The following is a 17115-nucleotide window of genomic DNA, read 5'->3' on the forward strand; positions in this document are numbered from 1 at the left end:
GAACGGCTCCACAGGGTCGTCGGCCCTTACATTTTTTAAAGCAATGTTTATAAATAAAGAAATTTGCATGCAAATTTTTACAACAATTCAACATTCAACATTCAACATTTATCATTTTTTGTATTTGGTTTTTGTCTGAATATCCCAAATTGAAATGATGTCATTAAATTGATATAGTTATATATATACCCCAAAGAATGAGGTGAAATTATGAATCGATTTGTACACCTTCATGTACATACTGAATATAGCTTACTGGATGGATTTACTACCATTGATAAAATGATGGATCGTGTAAAAGAAATGGGAATGGATGCTGTTGCTATTACAGATCATGGTTCTATGTTTGGGGTAGTAGATTTTTATAAAAAGGCAATCAAAAAAGGTATCAAGCCTATTATAGGATGCGAGGTTTATACAGCAGCAAGAAGCCTTACCGATAGAGATCCCAGTATGGATAAAAATCAAGGACATCTAGTGCTGCTGGCAGAAAATAATGAAGGATATCAGAACTTAATAAAATTAGTTTCTATTGGATATACCAAGGGCTTTTATTATAAGCCGAGAATTGATTATAAGACATTAAGGGACCATAGTAGTGGTATTATTGCCCTAAGTGCCTGTTTAGCTGGAGATATTCAACAATATTTATTAAGGGGTTTATATGACAAAGCGAAGGAATTAGCTTTGTCTTTACAGAGTATTTTTGGAGAATCTAATTTTTATCTTGAGCTTCAGGATCATGGTATTAAAGAGCAAAAGCAGGTAAATACACAGCTTGTGAAATTAAGTAGAGAAACCAACATTCCGTTAGTAGCCAGCAACGATAGTCATTATGTGTATCAAGAGGATGCAGAAGCCCACGACATTCTTCTTTGTATACAAACTGGTAAAACACAGCAGGATGAGGAGCGACTAAAGTTTCCTAATGATCAGTTTTACTTAAAAACACCAGATGAAATGGCTCAATTATTTCCCTATGCACCTGAAGCATTGGAGAACAGCGTGAAAATTGCAGACAGATGTAAGGTGGATTTCGATTTCAATACTATACATTTACCAGAGTATGGAATACCTCAAGATTTTACTGTTGATCAATACCTAAGGAATCTTTGTAGTGAAGGATTAATCAATAGATATGGAAAAGTAACCGTGGAGTTACAGGAGCGTTTAGACTATGAGCTTAAGGTTATTGAGAGTATGGGATATACAGAGTACTTCCTAATTGTATGGGATTTTATAAAATATGCCAGAGATAATGATATTCCTGTGGGACCAGGTAGAGGAAGTGCTGCTGGAAGTATAGTGGCATATGCTTTAGGAATAACAGATATTGATCCCGTTAAATACAATTTGATTTTTGAAAGATTTTTAAACCCAGAGCGGGTATCTATGCCGGATATAGATATTGATTTTTGTTACGAGAGAAGAGAAGAAGTAATAGACTATGTAAAGAAAAAATATGGGGAAGAAAAGGTAGCTCAAATTATTACATTTGGTACAATGGCTGCAAGGGCAGCAATACGAGATGTTGGTAGAGTTATTAATATGCCCTATAATGAGGTTGATCAAATTGCAAAGCAAATACCCTTTGCAATAGGTATGACAATAGATAAAGCCTTAGAGGTTAACCCTATTCTTAAGCAAATGGTTAATGATGACGAAGGAGCCAGCTACTTAATTAATATGGCAAAAAAATTAGAGGGGCTTCCAAGACATGCATCAACCCATGCTGCTGGTGTGGTTATTTCCAAGGATGTATTAGATAAATATGTACCATTATATATGCATGATAATAGTGTTACTACACAATTCACAATGGGTACCCTTGAAGAATTAGGGCTATTGAAAATGGACTTTCTAGGCTTAAGGACACTAACTGTAATAAGTGATGCAATAGACCTAATTGAAAAAAATCAAAACATCAGAGTAGACTTCTCCAACTGTAATTATGAGGATGCTAAAGTGTATGAATTAATAAGTAGAGGAGATACACTAGGCTTGTTTCAACTGGAGAGTACAGGTATGATTCAGTTTATGAAGGAGCTTAAGCCAAACTGCTTTGAGGACATTGTTGCAGGAATTTCCTTATATCGACCAGGACCAATGGACTCAATACCTAAATATATTCGAAATAAAAATGACATGAGAAGAATAACCTACAAGCATAAAAAGCTTGAGCCTATCCTTAATGTCACCTACGGCTGTATGGTTTATCAAGAGCAGGTTATGCAGGTGGTTAGGGACTTAGCTGGCTATAGCTATGGTAGAAGTGACCTGGTTCGAAGAGCAATGGGTAAAAAGAAGATGGATGTTATGGAGGAGGAGAGAAAACACTTCATATATGGTAAGACTGACGAAACAGGAAATGTCGAACTACCTGGTTGTATACGTAATGGAGTACCAGAAAAAATTGCCAACGAAATATATGATGAAATGATTGAATTCGCCAACTACGCCTTCAATAAATCCCATGCAGCTGCCTATGCAGTGCTTGCTTATCAAACAGGCTACTTAAAAAGCTATTATCCTGTAGAGTTTATGGCTGCTTTAATCACAAGTGTAATGGGTAATTCAACAAAGGTGGCACAATACATACAGGATTGTAAAAAAATGGGCATTGAAATTCTAAAGCCAGACATTAATCAAAGCTTTAGCAAATTTACTGTTGAAAATGGAAAAATACGATTTGGGTTAACCGCTGTAAAGAATGTAGGAATAAATATGATAAGCTCTATTGTAAATGCTAGAGTTGAAAAGGGATACTTTAGTAGCTTTACAGACTTTTGTCAAAAAGTAGAATCAAAGGACTTAAATAAAAGAGCAGTGGAAAGCTTAATTAAATGTGGAGCCTTTGATTGTATTGGTGCCTACCGTTCGCAGCTATTGGCAATATTTGAAAAGGTATTAGAGGGAGTAAATCAAGATAGAAAAAGAAACATTCAAGGTCAAATAGGACTTTTTGAAGCCTCAGAAAACATGTCGGTTACTATAGATGATTTATTACCTGATATGAAAGAGTTTATCGATAAAATAAAACTGAGTATGGAAAAGGAAGTAATCGGATTATATGTAAGTGGACACCCTCTAGCAGAGCTGGAGAGGGAGCTTAAAACATATACTACAGTGTCCAGTAACGATTTAGTGGAAATGGTGGAGCATCCGGAGGAGTGCAAGTATAAAGATGGAGATATTGTAAAAGTTGGAGGCATCGTTATAGAAAAGAGTACTAAAACAACAAGAAATAATCAGATGATGGCCTTTGTTACCCTTGAGGACCTTTTTGGTACCATTGAATGCATTGTATTTCCAAAGGTATATACAAGATCTATAAAATATCTTGAGGAGGATGAGGCCCTTATAATGGAGGGGACCTTAAACTTTAAAGAGGAGGAGACTCCCAAAATACTAGTAAATATTATTAGGCCTTTAATAAAGCAACAAGCAAATAAATTAAGAATAATTATAAATAACGAAGAAAAATTGAAACTACTGGAGGAAGTAAAACCAGTTCTACAAAAATATCAAGGAAATGTACCAATATATATAGTCCTTAAAAATAAGAATAAAACTCTTCGTGCCCAAAGAAACTTATGGGTTAAATTAGATGATGAGTTGTTGGAAAAACTAAGAGAAGTCTTTGGTGGAGATTGCATCATAGTTGATTGATGCATTTCTCCCGCCAACAGCATTTTGAAGTTATTATTACTTATATTCTTATTTATATAGATAAAAAATTAAGGTATATGTTATAATATGAATTATACTTTTAATAATATAATTATTTACCAGTAATCTAGGCAATGATATACTAGAATAAATAAACTAAACTTCAGGTTATCCGTAAATGAGCTACAGTATAAAGGAGGCAATTAGAAATGTGGACAGTTGTATATATGGCAAACACAAAACAGGACGCGGAAAATCTACAAAATATATTAGTTGAAGAGGGCTTTTTAGTAAAAGTTAAACCCATAAGTAAAAGCAATGAAGAGGGAATTTGTGAAGTACTTGTGCCAAGATCAGAGGTTGAAGAGGCACACAATATTCTAATGCAAAGAGGCTACTAAGGGCTTTTTGCTTTAAATTCTAAGTGGGACATCAACACCACTAATGGGACAAAAAATGTCCATACAGGACAATAGGAGGTTATTGGATGAAAACTATAGGAGTTTTAACAAGTGGGGGAGATTCACCGGGAATGAATGCTGCCATACGTGCTGTTGTAAGAAGTGGTATTTATAATGGCTGCAAAATAGTAGGGGTTAAACAGGGCTATCATGGATTAATAAAGGGCTATATGGAGGAAATGAACCTTTCATCTGTTGCTGACATTATTCATCGTGGTGGAACTATGCTTCAAACTGCTAGAAGTGAAGAGTTTTTAACAGAAGAAGGAAGACAAAAAGCCATGTATGCTATAAATATATTCGGTATAGATGGACTAGTTGTAATTGGTGGCGATGGCTCCTTTAAAGGTGCACAGAAGCTGAATGAACTAGGAATTCCAACTATTGGTTTGCCAGGTACAATCGATAATGATCTAAGATATACAGAATATACGATAGGCTTTGATACAGCTGTAAATACAGTGTTGGATGCAATTGGTAGGATAAGGGATACTTCCGCCTCCCATGGTAGAGCCAATATTATTGAAGTTATGGGACGACATTGTGGTGATATAGCTCTATATGCTGGACTTGCAGGAGGTGCTGAAAGCATTATTGTTCCAGAAGTGGAGTTTAAAATAGATCAAGTTTGCAGTAAGCTGATAAAAGGAAGAAATCGTGGAAAACTACATAGTATAATTTTATTGGCTGAAGGTGTAGGCGGTGCCATGGAAATAAGTAAGGAAATAGAAGAAAAGACAGGTATTGAAACACGCGTTACTATTCTAGGCCATATACAGCGTGGAGGAAGTCCAACTGCCTTTGATAGAATTCTAGCAAGTAAGATGGGGGCACGGGCAGTTGAATTATTGTTGGAAGGTAAGAAAAATCGAGCATTGGGGATAAACGGATTAGAGATAATTGATGTAGACTTTGTAGATGTGTTTAAGCAAACAGATGGGTTTCATCAAAAAACCTATGATTTAGCTAATATACTTTCAATTTAAAGGGGAGGATTAGAAATGAGAAAAACTAAGATTGTATGTACAATTGGTCCCGCCAGCGAAAATAAAGATGTTTTTAAGGAACTAGTAAAGAGTGGTTTAAATGTTGCACGATTAAACTTTTCACATGGAGACCATGAAGAGCACCTTGTAAGGATTAAAAACATTAAGGCAGTAAGAGAAGAACTAAAGGTACCAGTTGCTATACTATTAGATACTAAGGGGCCAGAAATTCGAACAGGAAAGTTTTCAGAGCCAGAGGTGACATTGCAGGAAGGTCAAAAATTCATTATAACAACAAGAGATATTATGGGTAATCAAGATATATGTAATGTTAGCTATACCGGACTTCCAAAGGATGTAACAGAAGGCAATTCAATTTTAATTGATGATGGACTTGTTGAGCTAGAAGTTACAAAAGTGATAAATGACACCGATATAGAATGTCTAGTAAAGAATTCAGGTATTGTAAAGAATCATAAGGGTGTAAATGTACCTGGGGTTAAAATTAATTTGCCGGCTATTACAGAAAAGGATAAGAAGGATATAGAATTTGGTATAGAAAATGATATTGATTTTATAGCTGCTTCCTTTGTAAGAAAAGCCAGTGATGTGTTAGCTATTAGAAAAATTCTTGAAGATAATAGAGCAGAGCACATACATATTATCTCTAAAATTGAAAACCAAGAAGGCATGGATAACCTAGAGGAAATCATTGAAGTGTCTGATGGTATTATGGTTGCACGTGGAGATTTAGGTGTTGAAATACCTACAGAAGAGGTTCCTTTAGCACAGAAGAGAATGATTCAGCTTTGTAATAAGGCGGGTAAGCCTGTTATTACTGCTACCCAGATGCTGGATTCAATGATAAGAAACCCTAGACCTACTAGAGCAGAGGTTACTGATGTTGCCAATGCAATCTTTGATGGAACAGATGCAATTATGCTTTCAGGTGAAACTGCAGCAGGTAAGTACCCTATTGAAGCAGTAAAGATGATGGCAAATATCGCAACCCGTACAGAAGCAGCTATTAATTATCGCGAACTGCTAAGACGCAAATCTATAGAGAAAGAAATTACTGTTACCGATGCAATTAGTCACGCAACCTGCAATACTGCAAGTGATCTAGAGGCCTCAGCCATTATAACCGCCACATCCTCAGGATATACTGCAAAAATGGTTTCGAAATTCAAGCCGAAGGCACCAATAATTGCTGCCACAACAACAGAAAGAGTTAGAAGAAGACTAACTCTTACATGGGGTGTTGAAACAGTTCTTATTGAAGTAATGCAATCAACAGATGATGTTATTGAGGGTGCTGTTGCTGGAGCTTTAGATAAGGGACTAATAAAAAGAGGCGACCTGGTAGTTATAACTGCTGGAGTTCCCGTTGGCTTTACTGGAACGACAAATTTAATCAAGGTCCATATAGTAGGAGACGTATTAGTATCAGGAATGGGAGTAGGCAAGAGAGCTGCTACAGGAAGAGTAGTTATTGTCAATGATAATAATTATGCTACTGTTCAGTTTAACGAGGGAGATATTCTTGTATCAAGGGCCACAGATAAAGAGATTGTTCCTCTAATGGAATTAGCAGGTGCAGTTATAACAGAAGAAGGAGGTCTAACAAGCCACGCTGCCATTGTTGGACTAAATCTTTCAAAGCCTACTGTGGTAGGTGCCGAAGGTGCCACATATAAGCTTAAGGATGGAGATATTGTTACAGTTGATTCTGCTACAGGATTAATTTATAGTGGAAAAACAAGAGTTCTTTAATATAATAAAATATTATTTTTAAAAATTTAATCACAATTGAAGAGGGGGAAGCATAAAATAGCATCATAAATAGTCTTCCCCCTTATTTCCTCTTAAAGAGCTTACAATTTAGTAAGTTCTTTTTATTTTGTTTTAATAATAACAGGGAAAAACATATTATAAGTCGAATTATTTTATAGGTACTACGTATATAATAAACCATAGGAGGAAAATAGTATGAAAAGTCGTAGTGAAATAACTGTAAGGTATGCAGAAACAGATCAAATGGGTGTAGTATATCACGGTAATTACTTTACTTGGTTTGAAATTGGACGAACAACTTTGCTTAAAGAAATTGGGTATTCATACAAGGAACTGGAAAAAAGCAATATAATGTTGCCTGTAATAGATGTTTCCTGTAAATATATAGATGCAGCAAAATATGATGATGTAATTACTATAGAAAGCACTGTAGAAGAGATTAAGGGAGTGCGGATTACATTTTCCTATAACCTTTATAGAAAGGATGATAATAAGCTTTTAGCCAAAGGTACAACAACCCATGCCTTTGTAACTACAGACTTTAAGCCTATAAACTTCAAAAAATATTACTCGGAATGCTACGAAAAATTAGTGGAATATTGTCAGTGAGGTGATGTAAATGCTGTTTAAGTTAATTTTATTGTTTACTGTCATACCCATTGTTGAATTGGCACTGTTATTAAGACTAAATACATATATTGGACTAGGATATACTCTGCTTATAGTTATTTTTACTGGTATTGCAGGTGCTTATTTAGCTAAAAAGGAAGGCAAAGGTATATTAAATAATATTCGACTGGAGATGAGCCAAGGGAGGATGCCGGGAGACGAGCTTGTTAATGGGTTATGTGTCTTAATTGGTGGTGCATTACTACTTACACCAGGCTTATTAACAGATATAACTGGTTTTATTCTTGTAATACCCGTCTCTAGAGAAGCTTTAAAGAAGGTAATAAAAGCAAAGCTTAGAAGAATGTTAGAGGAAGGTACCTTTCTTTTTTACTATAGAAAATAAATCAACAAAGGAGGAATAGCTGTGGAGCTTAGAAAGCTAGGAAGAACCAATTATAGGGTTGGAGTAATTGGCTTTGGGGGGATACCCCTTCAGCGGTTGAAGGATGAAGAGGCAATAGGAATTGTACAACTGGCTGCTGAAGAAGATATTAATTTTATTGATACAGCTAGAGGTTATGGAAGAAGTGAAGAATTAATAGGTAAGAGTATACAAGGTATAAGAGATAAGTTTATAATTGCAACAAAATCAACTTCAAGAGACTATGAATCCATGAAAAAAGATATAGAAATAAGCTTAAATAATTTAAAATGTGAATGGATAGATTTATATCAACTGCATCTTGTTAAAACCCAAGAGCAATATCAACAAATTATGTCTAAAGATGGAGCCTATGGAGCATTGAAGGAAGCACAGGAAAAAGGAATTATAAAAGAAATTGGTATAACCAGCCACAGCAAAGAAATGTTAGAGTTTGCTATTGAAACAGATAACTTTTCTACTATACAGTTTCCCTATAATGTGGTAGAACAACAGGGAAAACAGCTATTTAAAAGGGCATACGAAAAAAATATAGGGGTTATTGTTATGAAACCCTTGGCAGGCGGAGCACTACATAAGGGGGATTTGGCACTGCGCTTTATTTTAGAGAATCCCCATGTCAGTGTAGTAATACCAGGAGTTGATAAAAAGGAGCAGATAATAGAAAACAGTAGTGTAGGTAAAAGCTTCAAGCCCCTAAACCAGGAAGAAAGAAAAATATTAAAAGAAATAAAGGAAGAACTAGGGCTAACCTTTTGTAGGCGATGCGGATACTGTCAGCCCTGTCCACAAGGGATTGATATCTCCACCCAATTCCTTATAGAAGGTTATTACTCAAGATATGAGCTACAGGATTGGGCATTAGAAAGATATAGTGGACTACCTAAGATTGCATCTGACTGTATTAAATGTGGGGCGTGCGAGCCTAGATGTCCCTATGATTTACCCATCAGAAAGATGATGGAGAATGTTGCGAAAAAATTGGAAGGAAAAAATTAAAATAATTTGTATAAAAAATAAAAACAAGGTATATACTCTCTAATAGTTTAATGAAGGCAATGGGTTAACTGATTCTATTTTGGGAGCACCGAAGGTGCTCCTGCTTTTTTTTGTAAAAGTAAGAATACCTTTTTTGTTATCTATATTAATATATCTAGCTTAGCTTGTAAGGCTTCAGTTATGGGTAATAGAGGTAATCGTACCTCATTAGCTTCGATAAGACCTAGCTTATATAAACAGTATTTAATTGGAGTAGGATTAGGCTCTTCAAAGAGATGTGGAATTACTTTAATAAGCTTTTTCCAATTCTCAAAGGCTGCTTGATAATTATTTTCCTTAACCTGATTATATATTTCTATAAATAGCTCCGTTTCTAAGTGACAAGAGGCTAAAATACCACCATGACCGCCATGTAAAAGGGTAGTATAATAGAATGCATCCTCACCCGTTAGAATGGAGAAATCCTTTGGAGGGTTAAGAAGCAACTCAAGGGTCTGTTTAATGTCTCCACTGGCATCTTTAAGGGCAACAATATTTTTAATTTCTGCCAGCTTATGAATTGTAGAGTTTTCAATATTTCTACCAGTACGATAGGGAATATTATATACTATTATATCTAAATCTGTTGATGCCGCAATGGAAGAAAAATGCTGAAGAATTCCCCTTTGATCGGGCCTGTTATAATAAGGTGAAACTGATAGTATGCCCTTAACATTATACTTTTCCAGTAGCTTTAGCTTTTGTATAACCTTTTTTGTATCGTTTCCACCTACTCCTACAAAAATAGGTACTCTATTGTTGCAGAATTCAACTGTCTTCTCAACAATTTCTTCAAATTCAATATCAGAAACTGTAGGACTTTCGCCTGTGGTTCCTAATGGAATCAAACCACTTATTCCCTTTGGTATATAATGATTAATCATACCCTCTAGGCTTTTAAAATCAACCTTGTCGTCCTTAAAAGGTGTTACAATAGGTAGCCATATACCACTAATACTCATTTATAATCCTCCAATCCAAATTTTTTTGCTTTATATCATTATATTAAAAATTTTGGCAAAGTAACTGCTATATAATGCTAAAAATATTGCAAAAAGTGCTCATTGTATAATAATATAGACTTAAGAAAAAGGGTGGTGAATGTGGAATGAAAATGGAAAATGAGAGTAGTAAAAGAGGATATTTAGAGAAGGATTTTGCCTTTTTTTATATTAAAGATAATATTAATTTAGAACTTGAATTTCACTACCATGATTTTGCAAAGATTATAGTATTTATTTCAGGTAAAGTTACTTACTTAATTGAAGGAAGATCTTATCGATTAAAGCCTTGGGATTTACTATTGGTTAGTAAAAACCAGTTACATAAGCCCATTATCGATAATAGTGAAAGCTATGAAAGGATAGTGATTTGGATAAATCCAAGTTTTTTAAGACAACACAACACTATAAATTGCAATCTTGAAACCTGCTTTAATCTTGCCAGTGAGGAAAACCTGAATCTATTAAGATTAAATACATCACAGCTACCTTACATTAAAAATATTTTAAAGGAGCTTGAAGAGTCAGGTAACAGTCATGAGTTTGGAAGTAAATTATTAAGCAATGCGTTGTTTTTACAGCTTATTATTTATATTAATCGTAAGTATTTAGGTATAGACAAAGCAAGTATTCAAGAGGACTTAACCTATGATGAGATTATTAGTGATATTATAAGTTATATTAATAGGAATATTACTGGTGATTTATCAATAGAAAATATAGCTTCACAATTTTTCTTGAACAAACACTATCTAATGCATAAATTTAAAAGGCAAACCGGGTATACACTACATAATTACATTCATCAAAAACGGTTGATCAAGGCAAAAACCTTAATAAGTGAAGGCAATTCGACAGGAGAAGCCTGCTTGAAAAGTGGATTCAAGGATTACTCAAATTTTATAAGAGCTTTTAAGAAAATGTATGGAGCAGCACCTAAAGCATACATGAAGCACATAATGAGCTTTGAAAACTCTGTCAAAAAAGAGCAAAATGAGCCAGATTTATTCTGACTCATTGATTAAAAAATGAAAGATTATTGTTGATTGTAGAGCTCCAGTTGAACTATATATAACATGATTTAGGATTGAGTTTCTGGGTTAATAAATAGTCTATTTGTATTCGATGGGAGAGCAACTCCATTTAAGGTAGTTATAACCCTTTCGTTTACTTTAAACTCAACAGAATCAATTGCTTCTAAAGAGGTAAAACTATAAAGTAAAGAGTCTACCATAAAGGACTGTAGCTGAATATTATCCTTATATATATCTATAAAAACGTCATTTAACATTAACGAAAGCTTACCATCTTCTATAATGTAATCCTCCAGAATAAGTTCATCTGGTACAGGTGGCTGTAGATAATAGCTATATAAGTCACTATAACCAGAATACTTCAGCTGATTGAAAATAGAGGTTACAGAAGCATCAGTACCCTTTAAAGCTATAGGTGTTAATAATAAGCGATCTGTCTCAGTAACAAAGCCTACATATAGACTTGGACCTAAGGATGGTTTATGGGGTTCACTCATTACACGTCCATGAAACCCATCTGCTTGAATCCTATTATTAAAGTAAAACTGTACTTGGTTAACCTCATTAATTGAGGTTAAAGAGTTAACGAAGCTTTCATAGGCTATAGCAGCATTACTTGGATTAGATTCATATTCATTTAGGTCACCAGTAATATAAACATTTGCTGTACCACCATTTAAGCCTAAACCGACGCCCTTAGGAATAGGAGATAAAGTAGATAAACCGAGAGCTGGGTCTGCACCCATTTCTAAATGATCAATAGTTGATCTCAGCGGTGTTGAGGTGTAAGGTATAATTCTTGTTATAGGAATCAAATGAAAATAATCATTATCAGTAAAATATAGCTTCAATGCTGACTGGTTGTTTTGTATTGAAGCAACAGCAGGAATGTATTTAAATTCACTAGAAAAGGAAATAGGAGTACTATAGTATATTGCTTCAGGCTCAAAATTTTTAATATTTGGAGTAATTTTCAAATGATATTCTCCATTGGGAATATTGATTTCCACTTGGTTTATATCAAGTGATATATTTAGCGGAGCATCTTTTGAAATTGTTGTTTCTGATGGTGGTAGTTCCTCAGTAAGCTCCTTTAAGGGAATGCTTTTAAGCCTCTGTGAAGCTGAGTAAATCTCAACCATCACTGGTTCAGTAGCATCAAATGATAGCGGTACCGAATTACCGTCTGTGGAAATAGAAAACATAACCTTTACATGAGATGGAGAAACAACTGTAACCTCTGAAGCAAATGAAAGCTCCTCCTCAGAAGAAAAATTGAAGCTAAAGGATTCAATATTTAGAGAATCGGCATACAGGGGTAATCCTGTAGCAGTTACACATAAAATAAGTAACAATATAATATTTCTTACAGATCGCATTTTTTTTACTCCCTTCCTAGCTTGTCCTACCCTATATGTTTATTATAGAATAATGAGTAGTTAAGGTAAACTAAAATCGCGCAACAAAATTCGATAAATATATAATATCTATAAAATAATGCATTTGTTTAGAATAAAATGATATATGATTCCTCGAGAGGAGACTGGTTAATGTTAGAAAAAAATAAAATGTATCAGATAGAGATTTTAGACTTAGGGCATAATGGTGAGGGAATAGGTAAAATAGATGGCTTTACCATATTTGTTGAGGGCGGGCTTCCGGGAGATGTGGTTAAAGTAAAAACTACAATTGTTAAAAAAAGCTACGCTATAGGAAAGCTGATAAAAATAATAAAACCCTCTGGAAATAGAATCGATGCAGTCTGTCCCATTGCCCATGAATGTGGTGGTTGTCAGATTATGAATATGGACTATAAAGCTCAGCTCGATATAAAGAAAAAAAGAGTTGAAGAAACCATCAAAAGAATAGGTAAGATTGAAGTACCTGTTCACGATACATTAGGTATGGATAAACCTTTCGAATATAGAAATAAAGCTCAATTTCCAGTAGGAATGTTAGATGGAAAAGCTATTATGGGCTTTTACCAGAAGGGAAGCCACCAAATTGTAGATACAGCCTATTGTCATATTCAACATCCGATAAACGAAACTGTAGTTAAATTGATGAAGGAATATATACATAAATATAATATTACCGTATATGACGAAAAAACCAGAAAAGGTTTAATAAGACACGTGGTAACAAAGGTAGGATATCAAACTGGCGAGGTAATGGTTATTATTATTACCAACGGTAGAAATTTGCCCCAGCAACAGGAGCTAGTTAAACTGCTGATGGATAACATTAAAGGACTAAAAAGTGTAGTTCAAAATATAAATGATAAAAATACCAATATAATATTTGGACAAGAAACAATTACCCTACATGGAGAAAACACTATTGAAGATTACATAGGACCATTAAAGTTTAAAATATCAGCCCAATCCTTCTTTCAAGTCAACCCACAACAAACAAAGGTTTTGTATGAAAAGGCATTGGAGTATGCTGACCTAAAGGGAGAAGAAACAGTTTTCGACATATATTGTGGAATTGGAACCATTTCACTATTCCTAGCTGAAAAAGCAAAGAAGGTATACGGCGTTGAAGTGGTGGAGGCAGCAATAGAGGATGCAAAAACAAATGCTACATTAAATAATATAACCAATGCAGAGTTTTATGTGGGAGAGGCAGAAAAAATTGTACCAAAGCTGTATGAGAAAGGTATCAAGGCAGATGTAGTGGTGGTGGACCCACCGAGAAAGGGCTGTGAAGAAACAGTGCTAGACACCATAGCCAATATGGAGCCAGAAAGAATAGTCTATGTATCCTGCAACCCAGCAACCTTAGCCAGGGACTTAGCATATTTAAGTGAAAAAGGATATAAGGCAGTAGAAGTGCAACCAGTGGATATGTTTCCCCATACGGCTCATGTCGAGTGTGTGGCACTGATAGAGCGGGTTTAGAAGGTTTTTTATGTTCCCTCAGACTGATTAGTTTGGGGGAATTTTGCTTTAGGGGGTCTAACTTTTACGCAGAAATAGGGATATTTGCGTTAAGGTTAGTGTTTTGCGTATTTGTTTCTGTTGAGAGATGAAAGGGGCCCACCATCTCTACCTGAAATTCTTTAAGCTATGTCTAAGGTTAAAGAAAGTAAAACAAAATTTAATATAGTAAGATTTATATGTTCCCTGCAGGATGCATATGGAGTGTTGTGTAGCGATGGAGCACAATTATTAATAATAAAATTTTATTTAAATAATAAGTAAGAATAGGCACTGAAAAGGTGTTTTGTGATATAATGACAAGCAAATATCTAATTTAATAGACTATGTAGTTAAAAGGGGGAATTTGACTTGAGAAAATATTATATAGATAACCTTAGAAGTTTAGGTATCCTTTTATTGATACCTTATCATACCTTTATGATCTATAATGGATTTGAATTGTTTTATATTCATGGTGGTAAAACTGTGAGATTAGCGAATGATTTTATTTTTCTTACAGCTATTTGGTTTATGCCTTTGCTATTTCTCATTTCAGGCATGAGTACATATTACTCTATACAAAAACGTAATAGTAAAATGTATATAATGGAACGATTTTATAAGATATTCATTCCACTGATTTTTGGCATATTATTTATTGTTCCTATTCAAACATTCTATGCTGAAAAGTACCATAATAATTATCAAGGTAGTTACATTCATCAATATCGTTTATTTTTTACTAAAGAAACTGATTTAACTGGTTATCTAGGTGGATTTACACCAGCACATTTATGGTTTCTATTGTATCTATTTATTATTTCTATACTTGCATTACCTGTTATAAAAAAATTAATGAAAGTTGATTTCAGAGAAATTAATTGGTTTAATCGCAAGGATCGAATAATACTGTTATTTATTGTACCTTTTCTTTTTAGTGCAATATTAGATATCAGTGGTAAGAGCCTAGGACAATTTTTCACCATTTTTATGCTTGGATTTATTCTTGCTAAGGATGAAGAAATGCTTGTAACGATTGAGAAAAATAGACTAATGTATTTCATTATTACCATAACTACTTCATTATGTTTATATCTTTTCTATTATAGATTTGGAGGACTCTATGGCTTTAGTTTAAAAGCTATTAGCTATTCAGCTTTTCGGCATTTAATTATGTGGGTGAGTTTGCTAACTATTTTAGGATATGGTATTAAGTTTTTAAATAATGCTAATCGCTTTTCAAATTATTTCACCAAATCTGCATTTTCATTTTACATCTTTCACCAATCATGGCTTATTCTAATTGCATATTATGTATTCAAGTGGACCAATATAATATTGTTACGAATGGTATTAATCATATTAGTTACATTTATTTTAAGTCTTTTAACTTATGAATTATTTCGTAGAATTGCTGTTACACGTTATATGTTCGGGATAAAGAGATAATACAATTGCATGAAGCCTTACTTCATTGTGGAGACAGTTGTGTTGATTGAGAAGAAATAGCCTGGTATCAAAGGCCTTGAAGGTTTTTAAGTAAAAATTAAAATGTGTTTTATCTACAGGATAAGGAGCGCTAAGTGCTGAAGTACTAAGCGCTCTTTTAATGTTCCCCAGACTAATTGTTTGAGAGAATTTTGCTTTAAAGGGTCTAATAAATACTCAAATATATAAACCAGAGAAAAATAAAAGAAGTTATGGTCAAATAGATGGGTATAGAAATAGTATTCTGAGTAGTCATTTATATGCAAGTGTACAGTTAGACAAGATTCAAAGAAACAATTCACATAAAATCCTTCTCGATAGAGTTGAAGACTTTAGATTAAATAATGTTTATAAGTTATAAAGAATGAACAAAGTATTTAGTATTGCAGCTTCAACATGGGCTGTAATCGATTCAGTAAGGCCATTTACAGATACGCTTCAAAATGCCTGGGGACGGTTTATTCTAAATGGTTTCCATCTTCAAATTATGAAATTGCAATTTTATCAAACCTACTTTAAACCTCTCTATGAAAGTACCCCCTGAATCTAAAGGGGGATCGTAGGGGGTCTAAATCAATATTAATGCATATTAGTATCATCTTAGTGCCAAAACCCATGTCGAGACGGTTGAACTTCTTTCCCACAAAAAGCAGACACACATATCAACGTAAATGTGGAGTTTGGCTAAGGTGAAGGGAAAATTCCTGTGGGCAAGATTCTTGAAAAAGCATAGGATCAAAGACCAAGCGAAAGAGGTTACCTATAAAATGATACAAGAGTATATAGAAAGTAAATATGGATTGAAAGTGCATACAGCTTATATCGCAGAAGTAAAAAGAGGTTTGGGGTTGCTAATGTTTGATGCTCCAAATGCAGTAGAGGAATTGAAAAATCCAAGGAAACACCCAACACCAGAGAAGGTAGAAGCAATTAAGGATGCGTTGAATCATTTTGGTATAATATAATTGATTGGATCAAATCACATAAATAATGGGTTTTAATAAAATATCATATTATTAGAGGCTAAGTCTGAGTCAATAAAATGGCACGTAAACTTAGCCTCTTTTTTGTATAATACTGGGAATATTTTGATGAAACGTGTATAATAAAAGAAAAGTGTGCAAGAAGTATGAATATGAACTCTGAAATTATAATGTAGGAGTGTGCATTATGGCAATAATGGGAAGTTAATTTTTATGTACATAGAGATTATTGTATAGGAAGATACTTTTTGGAACTGATAGTGAGATTTTTTCTTAAGAGCTAATTGAGATTGAAGAATTTGAAAAAGAAATTTTGAAGTTTTTGATGATTATAATAATTAAATTTGGATGGGCTACAATTAACTAGACAATAAAAATAAGGTCATGTAAACTTTAACTAATATAAATTAAAGGAGATATGTTTATATGACTAAAAGAGATAGAAGAACCTATACTGATGAATTTAAAGCCCAAATGGTAAAACTCTATGAAAGCGGCAAACCTAAGCATGAAATTATGAAAGAATACGATTTAACGCCAACTGCCTTTAATACCTGGATTAAAAGAAGTCAATCATCAGGCTCCTTCAAGGAAAAGGATAATCTTTCTCCTGAAGAACTTGAACTGATAAAGCTCAGAAAAGAGAATCAAAAGCTAAAGATGGAAAACGATATTTTAAAGCA

Annotated in this window: 14 protein-coding genes; 12 read left to right on the top strand and 2 right to left on the bottom strand. The window is 34.0% G+C overall.

Annotated elements, in window-relative coordinates; translation table 11 throughout:
- Positions 1-210: 210 nt before the first annotated feature.
- The 7 genes from BLP68_RS18690 (at position 211) to BLP68_RS18720 (ending at position 8963) form a co-directional block, all read left to right on the top strand.
- A complete protein-coding gene (locus tag BLP68_RS18690; protein WP_091546943.1) occupies positions 211-3669 on the top strand; it encodes a DNA polymerase III subunit alpha in 3459 nt (1152 codons plus the stop codon).
- Positions 3670-3878: 209 nt separating this feature from the next.
- Positions 3879-4070 (top strand): hypothetical protein, encoded by a 192-nt coding sequence (locus BLP68_RS18695; protein ID WP_091546946.1) that lies wholly within the window; start codon positions 3879-3881, stop codon positions 4068-4070.
- 86 nt (positions 4071-4156) lie between these two features.
- Positions 4157-5116 carry a 6-phosphofructokinase gene (pfkA, locus tag BLP68_RS18700; protein WP_091546949.1) on the top strand — a complete coding sequence of 320 codons (960 nt, stop codon included), beginning with the start codon at positions 4157-4159 and terminating at the stop codon, positions 5114-5116.
- Positions 5117-5131: 15 nt separating this feature from the next.
- The gene (pyk, locus tag BLP68_RS18705; protein ID WP_091546951.1) at positions 5132-6889 is read left to right on the top strand and encodes a pyruvate kinase; all 1758 of its coding nucleotides are present in this window, start codon (positions 5132-5134) and stop codon (positions 6887-6889) included.
- A gap of 216 nt (positions 6890-7105) precedes the next feature.
- On the top strand, positions 7106-7519 hold the full coding sequence (locus BLP68_RS18710) for an acyl-CoA thioesterase (RefSeq protein ID WP_091546953.1): 414 nt from the start codon (positions 7106-7108) through the stop codon (positions 7517-7519).
- 10 nt (positions 7520-7529) lie between these two features.
- On the top strand, positions 7530-7925 hold the full coding sequence (locus tag BLP68_RS18715; protein ID WP_091546956.1) for an FxsA family protein: 396 nt from the start codon (positions 7530-7532) through the stop codon (positions 7923-7925).
- Positions 7926-7946: 21 nt separating this feature from the next.
- Positions 7947-8963: an aldo/keto reductase gene (locus BLP68_RS18720; protein ID WP_091546959.1), complete on the top strand. Its 1017-nt coding sequence runs from the start codon at positions 7947-7949 to the stop codon at positions 8961-8963.
- Between the two features lie 140 nt (positions 8964-9103).
- Here BLP68_RS18720 and dapA read toward each other — a convergent pair whose 3' ends face one another.
- On the bottom strand, positions 9104-9964 hold the full coding sequence (gene dapA, locus BLP68_RS18725) for a 4-hydroxy-tetrahydrodipicolinate synthase (protein ID WP_091546961.1): 861 nt from the start codon (positions 9962-9964) through the stop codon (positions 9104-9106).
- Positions 9965-10110: 146 nt separating this feature from the next.
- Here dapA and BLP68_RS18730 point away from each other — a divergent pair, with 146 nt between their 5' ends.
- Positions 10111-11016, top strand: a complete 906-nt coding sequence (locus tag BLP68_RS18730) for an AraC family transcriptional regulator (RefSeq protein ID WP_207647948.1) — start codon at positions 10111-10113, stop codon at positions 11014-11016.
- A gap of 68 nt (positions 11017-11084) precedes the next feature.
- Here the strand turns inward: BLP68_RS18730 and BLP68_RS18735 are convergent, their stop codons facing one another.
- Positions 11085-12416: a GerMN domain-containing protein gene (locus BLP68_RS18735; RefSeq protein ID WP_091546964.1), complete on the bottom strand. Its 1332-nt coding sequence runs from the start codon at positions 12414-12416 to the stop codon at positions 11085-11087.
- A gap of 171 nt (positions 12417-12587) precedes the next feature.
- Between BLP68_RS18735 and rlmD the strand changes: the two genes are divergently transcribed.
- The 4 genes from rlmD to BLP68_RS18755 all read left to right on the top strand — a co-directional run.
- On the top strand, positions 12588-13940 hold the full coding sequence (rlmD, locus tag BLP68_RS18740) for a 23S rRNA (uracil(1939)-C(5))-methyltransferase RlmD (RefSeq protein WP_091546968.1): 1353 nt from the start codon (positions 12588-12590) through the stop codon (positions 13938-13940).
- Between the two features lie 390 nt (positions 13941-14330).
- Positions 14331-15410: an acyltransferase family protein gene (locus tag BLP68_RS18745; protein WP_091546977.1), complete on the top strand. Its 1080-nt coding sequence runs from the start codon at positions 14331-14333 to the stop codon at positions 15408-15410.
- A gap of 728 nt (positions 15411-16138) precedes the next feature.
- A complete protein-coding gene (locus BLP68_RS18750; RefSeq protein WP_330389235.1) occupies positions 16139-16414 on the top strand; it encodes a hypothetical protein in 276 nt (91 codons plus the stop codon).
- A gap of 444 nt (positions 16415-16858) precedes the next feature.
- A partial coding sequence (locus BLP68_RS18755; protein ID WP_143003126.1) for a transposase occupies positions 16859-17115 on the top strand: 257 nt, incomplete at its 3' end.

This window comes from Alkaliphilus peptidifermentans DSM 18978 (assembly GCF_900101495.1).
In the GTDB taxonomy this organism is placed as follows: Bacteria; Bacillota; Clostridia; order Peptostreptococcales; family Natronincolaceae; genus Alkaliphilus_C; species Alkaliphilus_C peptidifermentans.

Excerpts from the sequence above, each read along its gene's own strand:
- BLP68_RS18690 (WP_091546943.1), top strand. The coding sequence starts at position 211 with ATGAATCGATTTGTACACCTTCATGTACATACTGAATATAGCTTACTG.
- BLP68_RS18695 (WP_091546946.1), top strand. The coding sequence starts at position 3,879 with ATGTGGACAGTTGTATATATGGCAAACACAAAACAGGACGCGGAAAAT.
- pfkA (WP_091546949.1), top strand. The coding sequence starts at position 4,157 with ATGAAAACTATAGGAGTTTTAACAAGTGGGGGAGATTCACCGGGAATG.
- pyk (WP_091546951.1), top strand. The coding sequence starts at position 5,132 with ATGAGAAAAACTAAGATTGTATGTACAATTGGTCCCGCCAGCGAAAAT.
- BLP68_RS18710 (WP_091546953.1), top strand. The coding sequence starts at position 7,106 with ATGAAAAGTCGTAGTGAAATAACTGTAAGGTATGCAGAAACAGATCAA.
- BLP68_RS18715 (WP_091546956.1), top strand. The coding sequence starts at position 7,530 with ATGCTGTTTAAGTTAATTTTATTGTTTACTGTCATACCCATTGTTGAA.
- dapA (WP_091546961.1), bottom strand. The coding sequence starts at position 9,964 with ATGAGTATTAGTGGTATATGGCTACCTATTGTAACACCTTTTAAGGAC.
- BLP68_RS18730 (WP_207647948.1), top strand. The coding sequence starts at position 10,111 with ATGAAAATGGAAAATGAGAGTAGTAAAAGAGGATATTTAGAGAAGGAT.
- BLP68_RS18735 (WP_091546964.1), bottom strand. The coding sequence starts at position 12,416 with ATGCGATCTGTAAGAAATATTATATTGTTACTTATTTTATGTGTAACT.
- rlmD (WP_091546968.1), top strand. The coding sequence starts at position 12,588 with ATGTTAGAAAAAAATAAAATGTATCAGATAGAGATTTTAGACTTAGGG.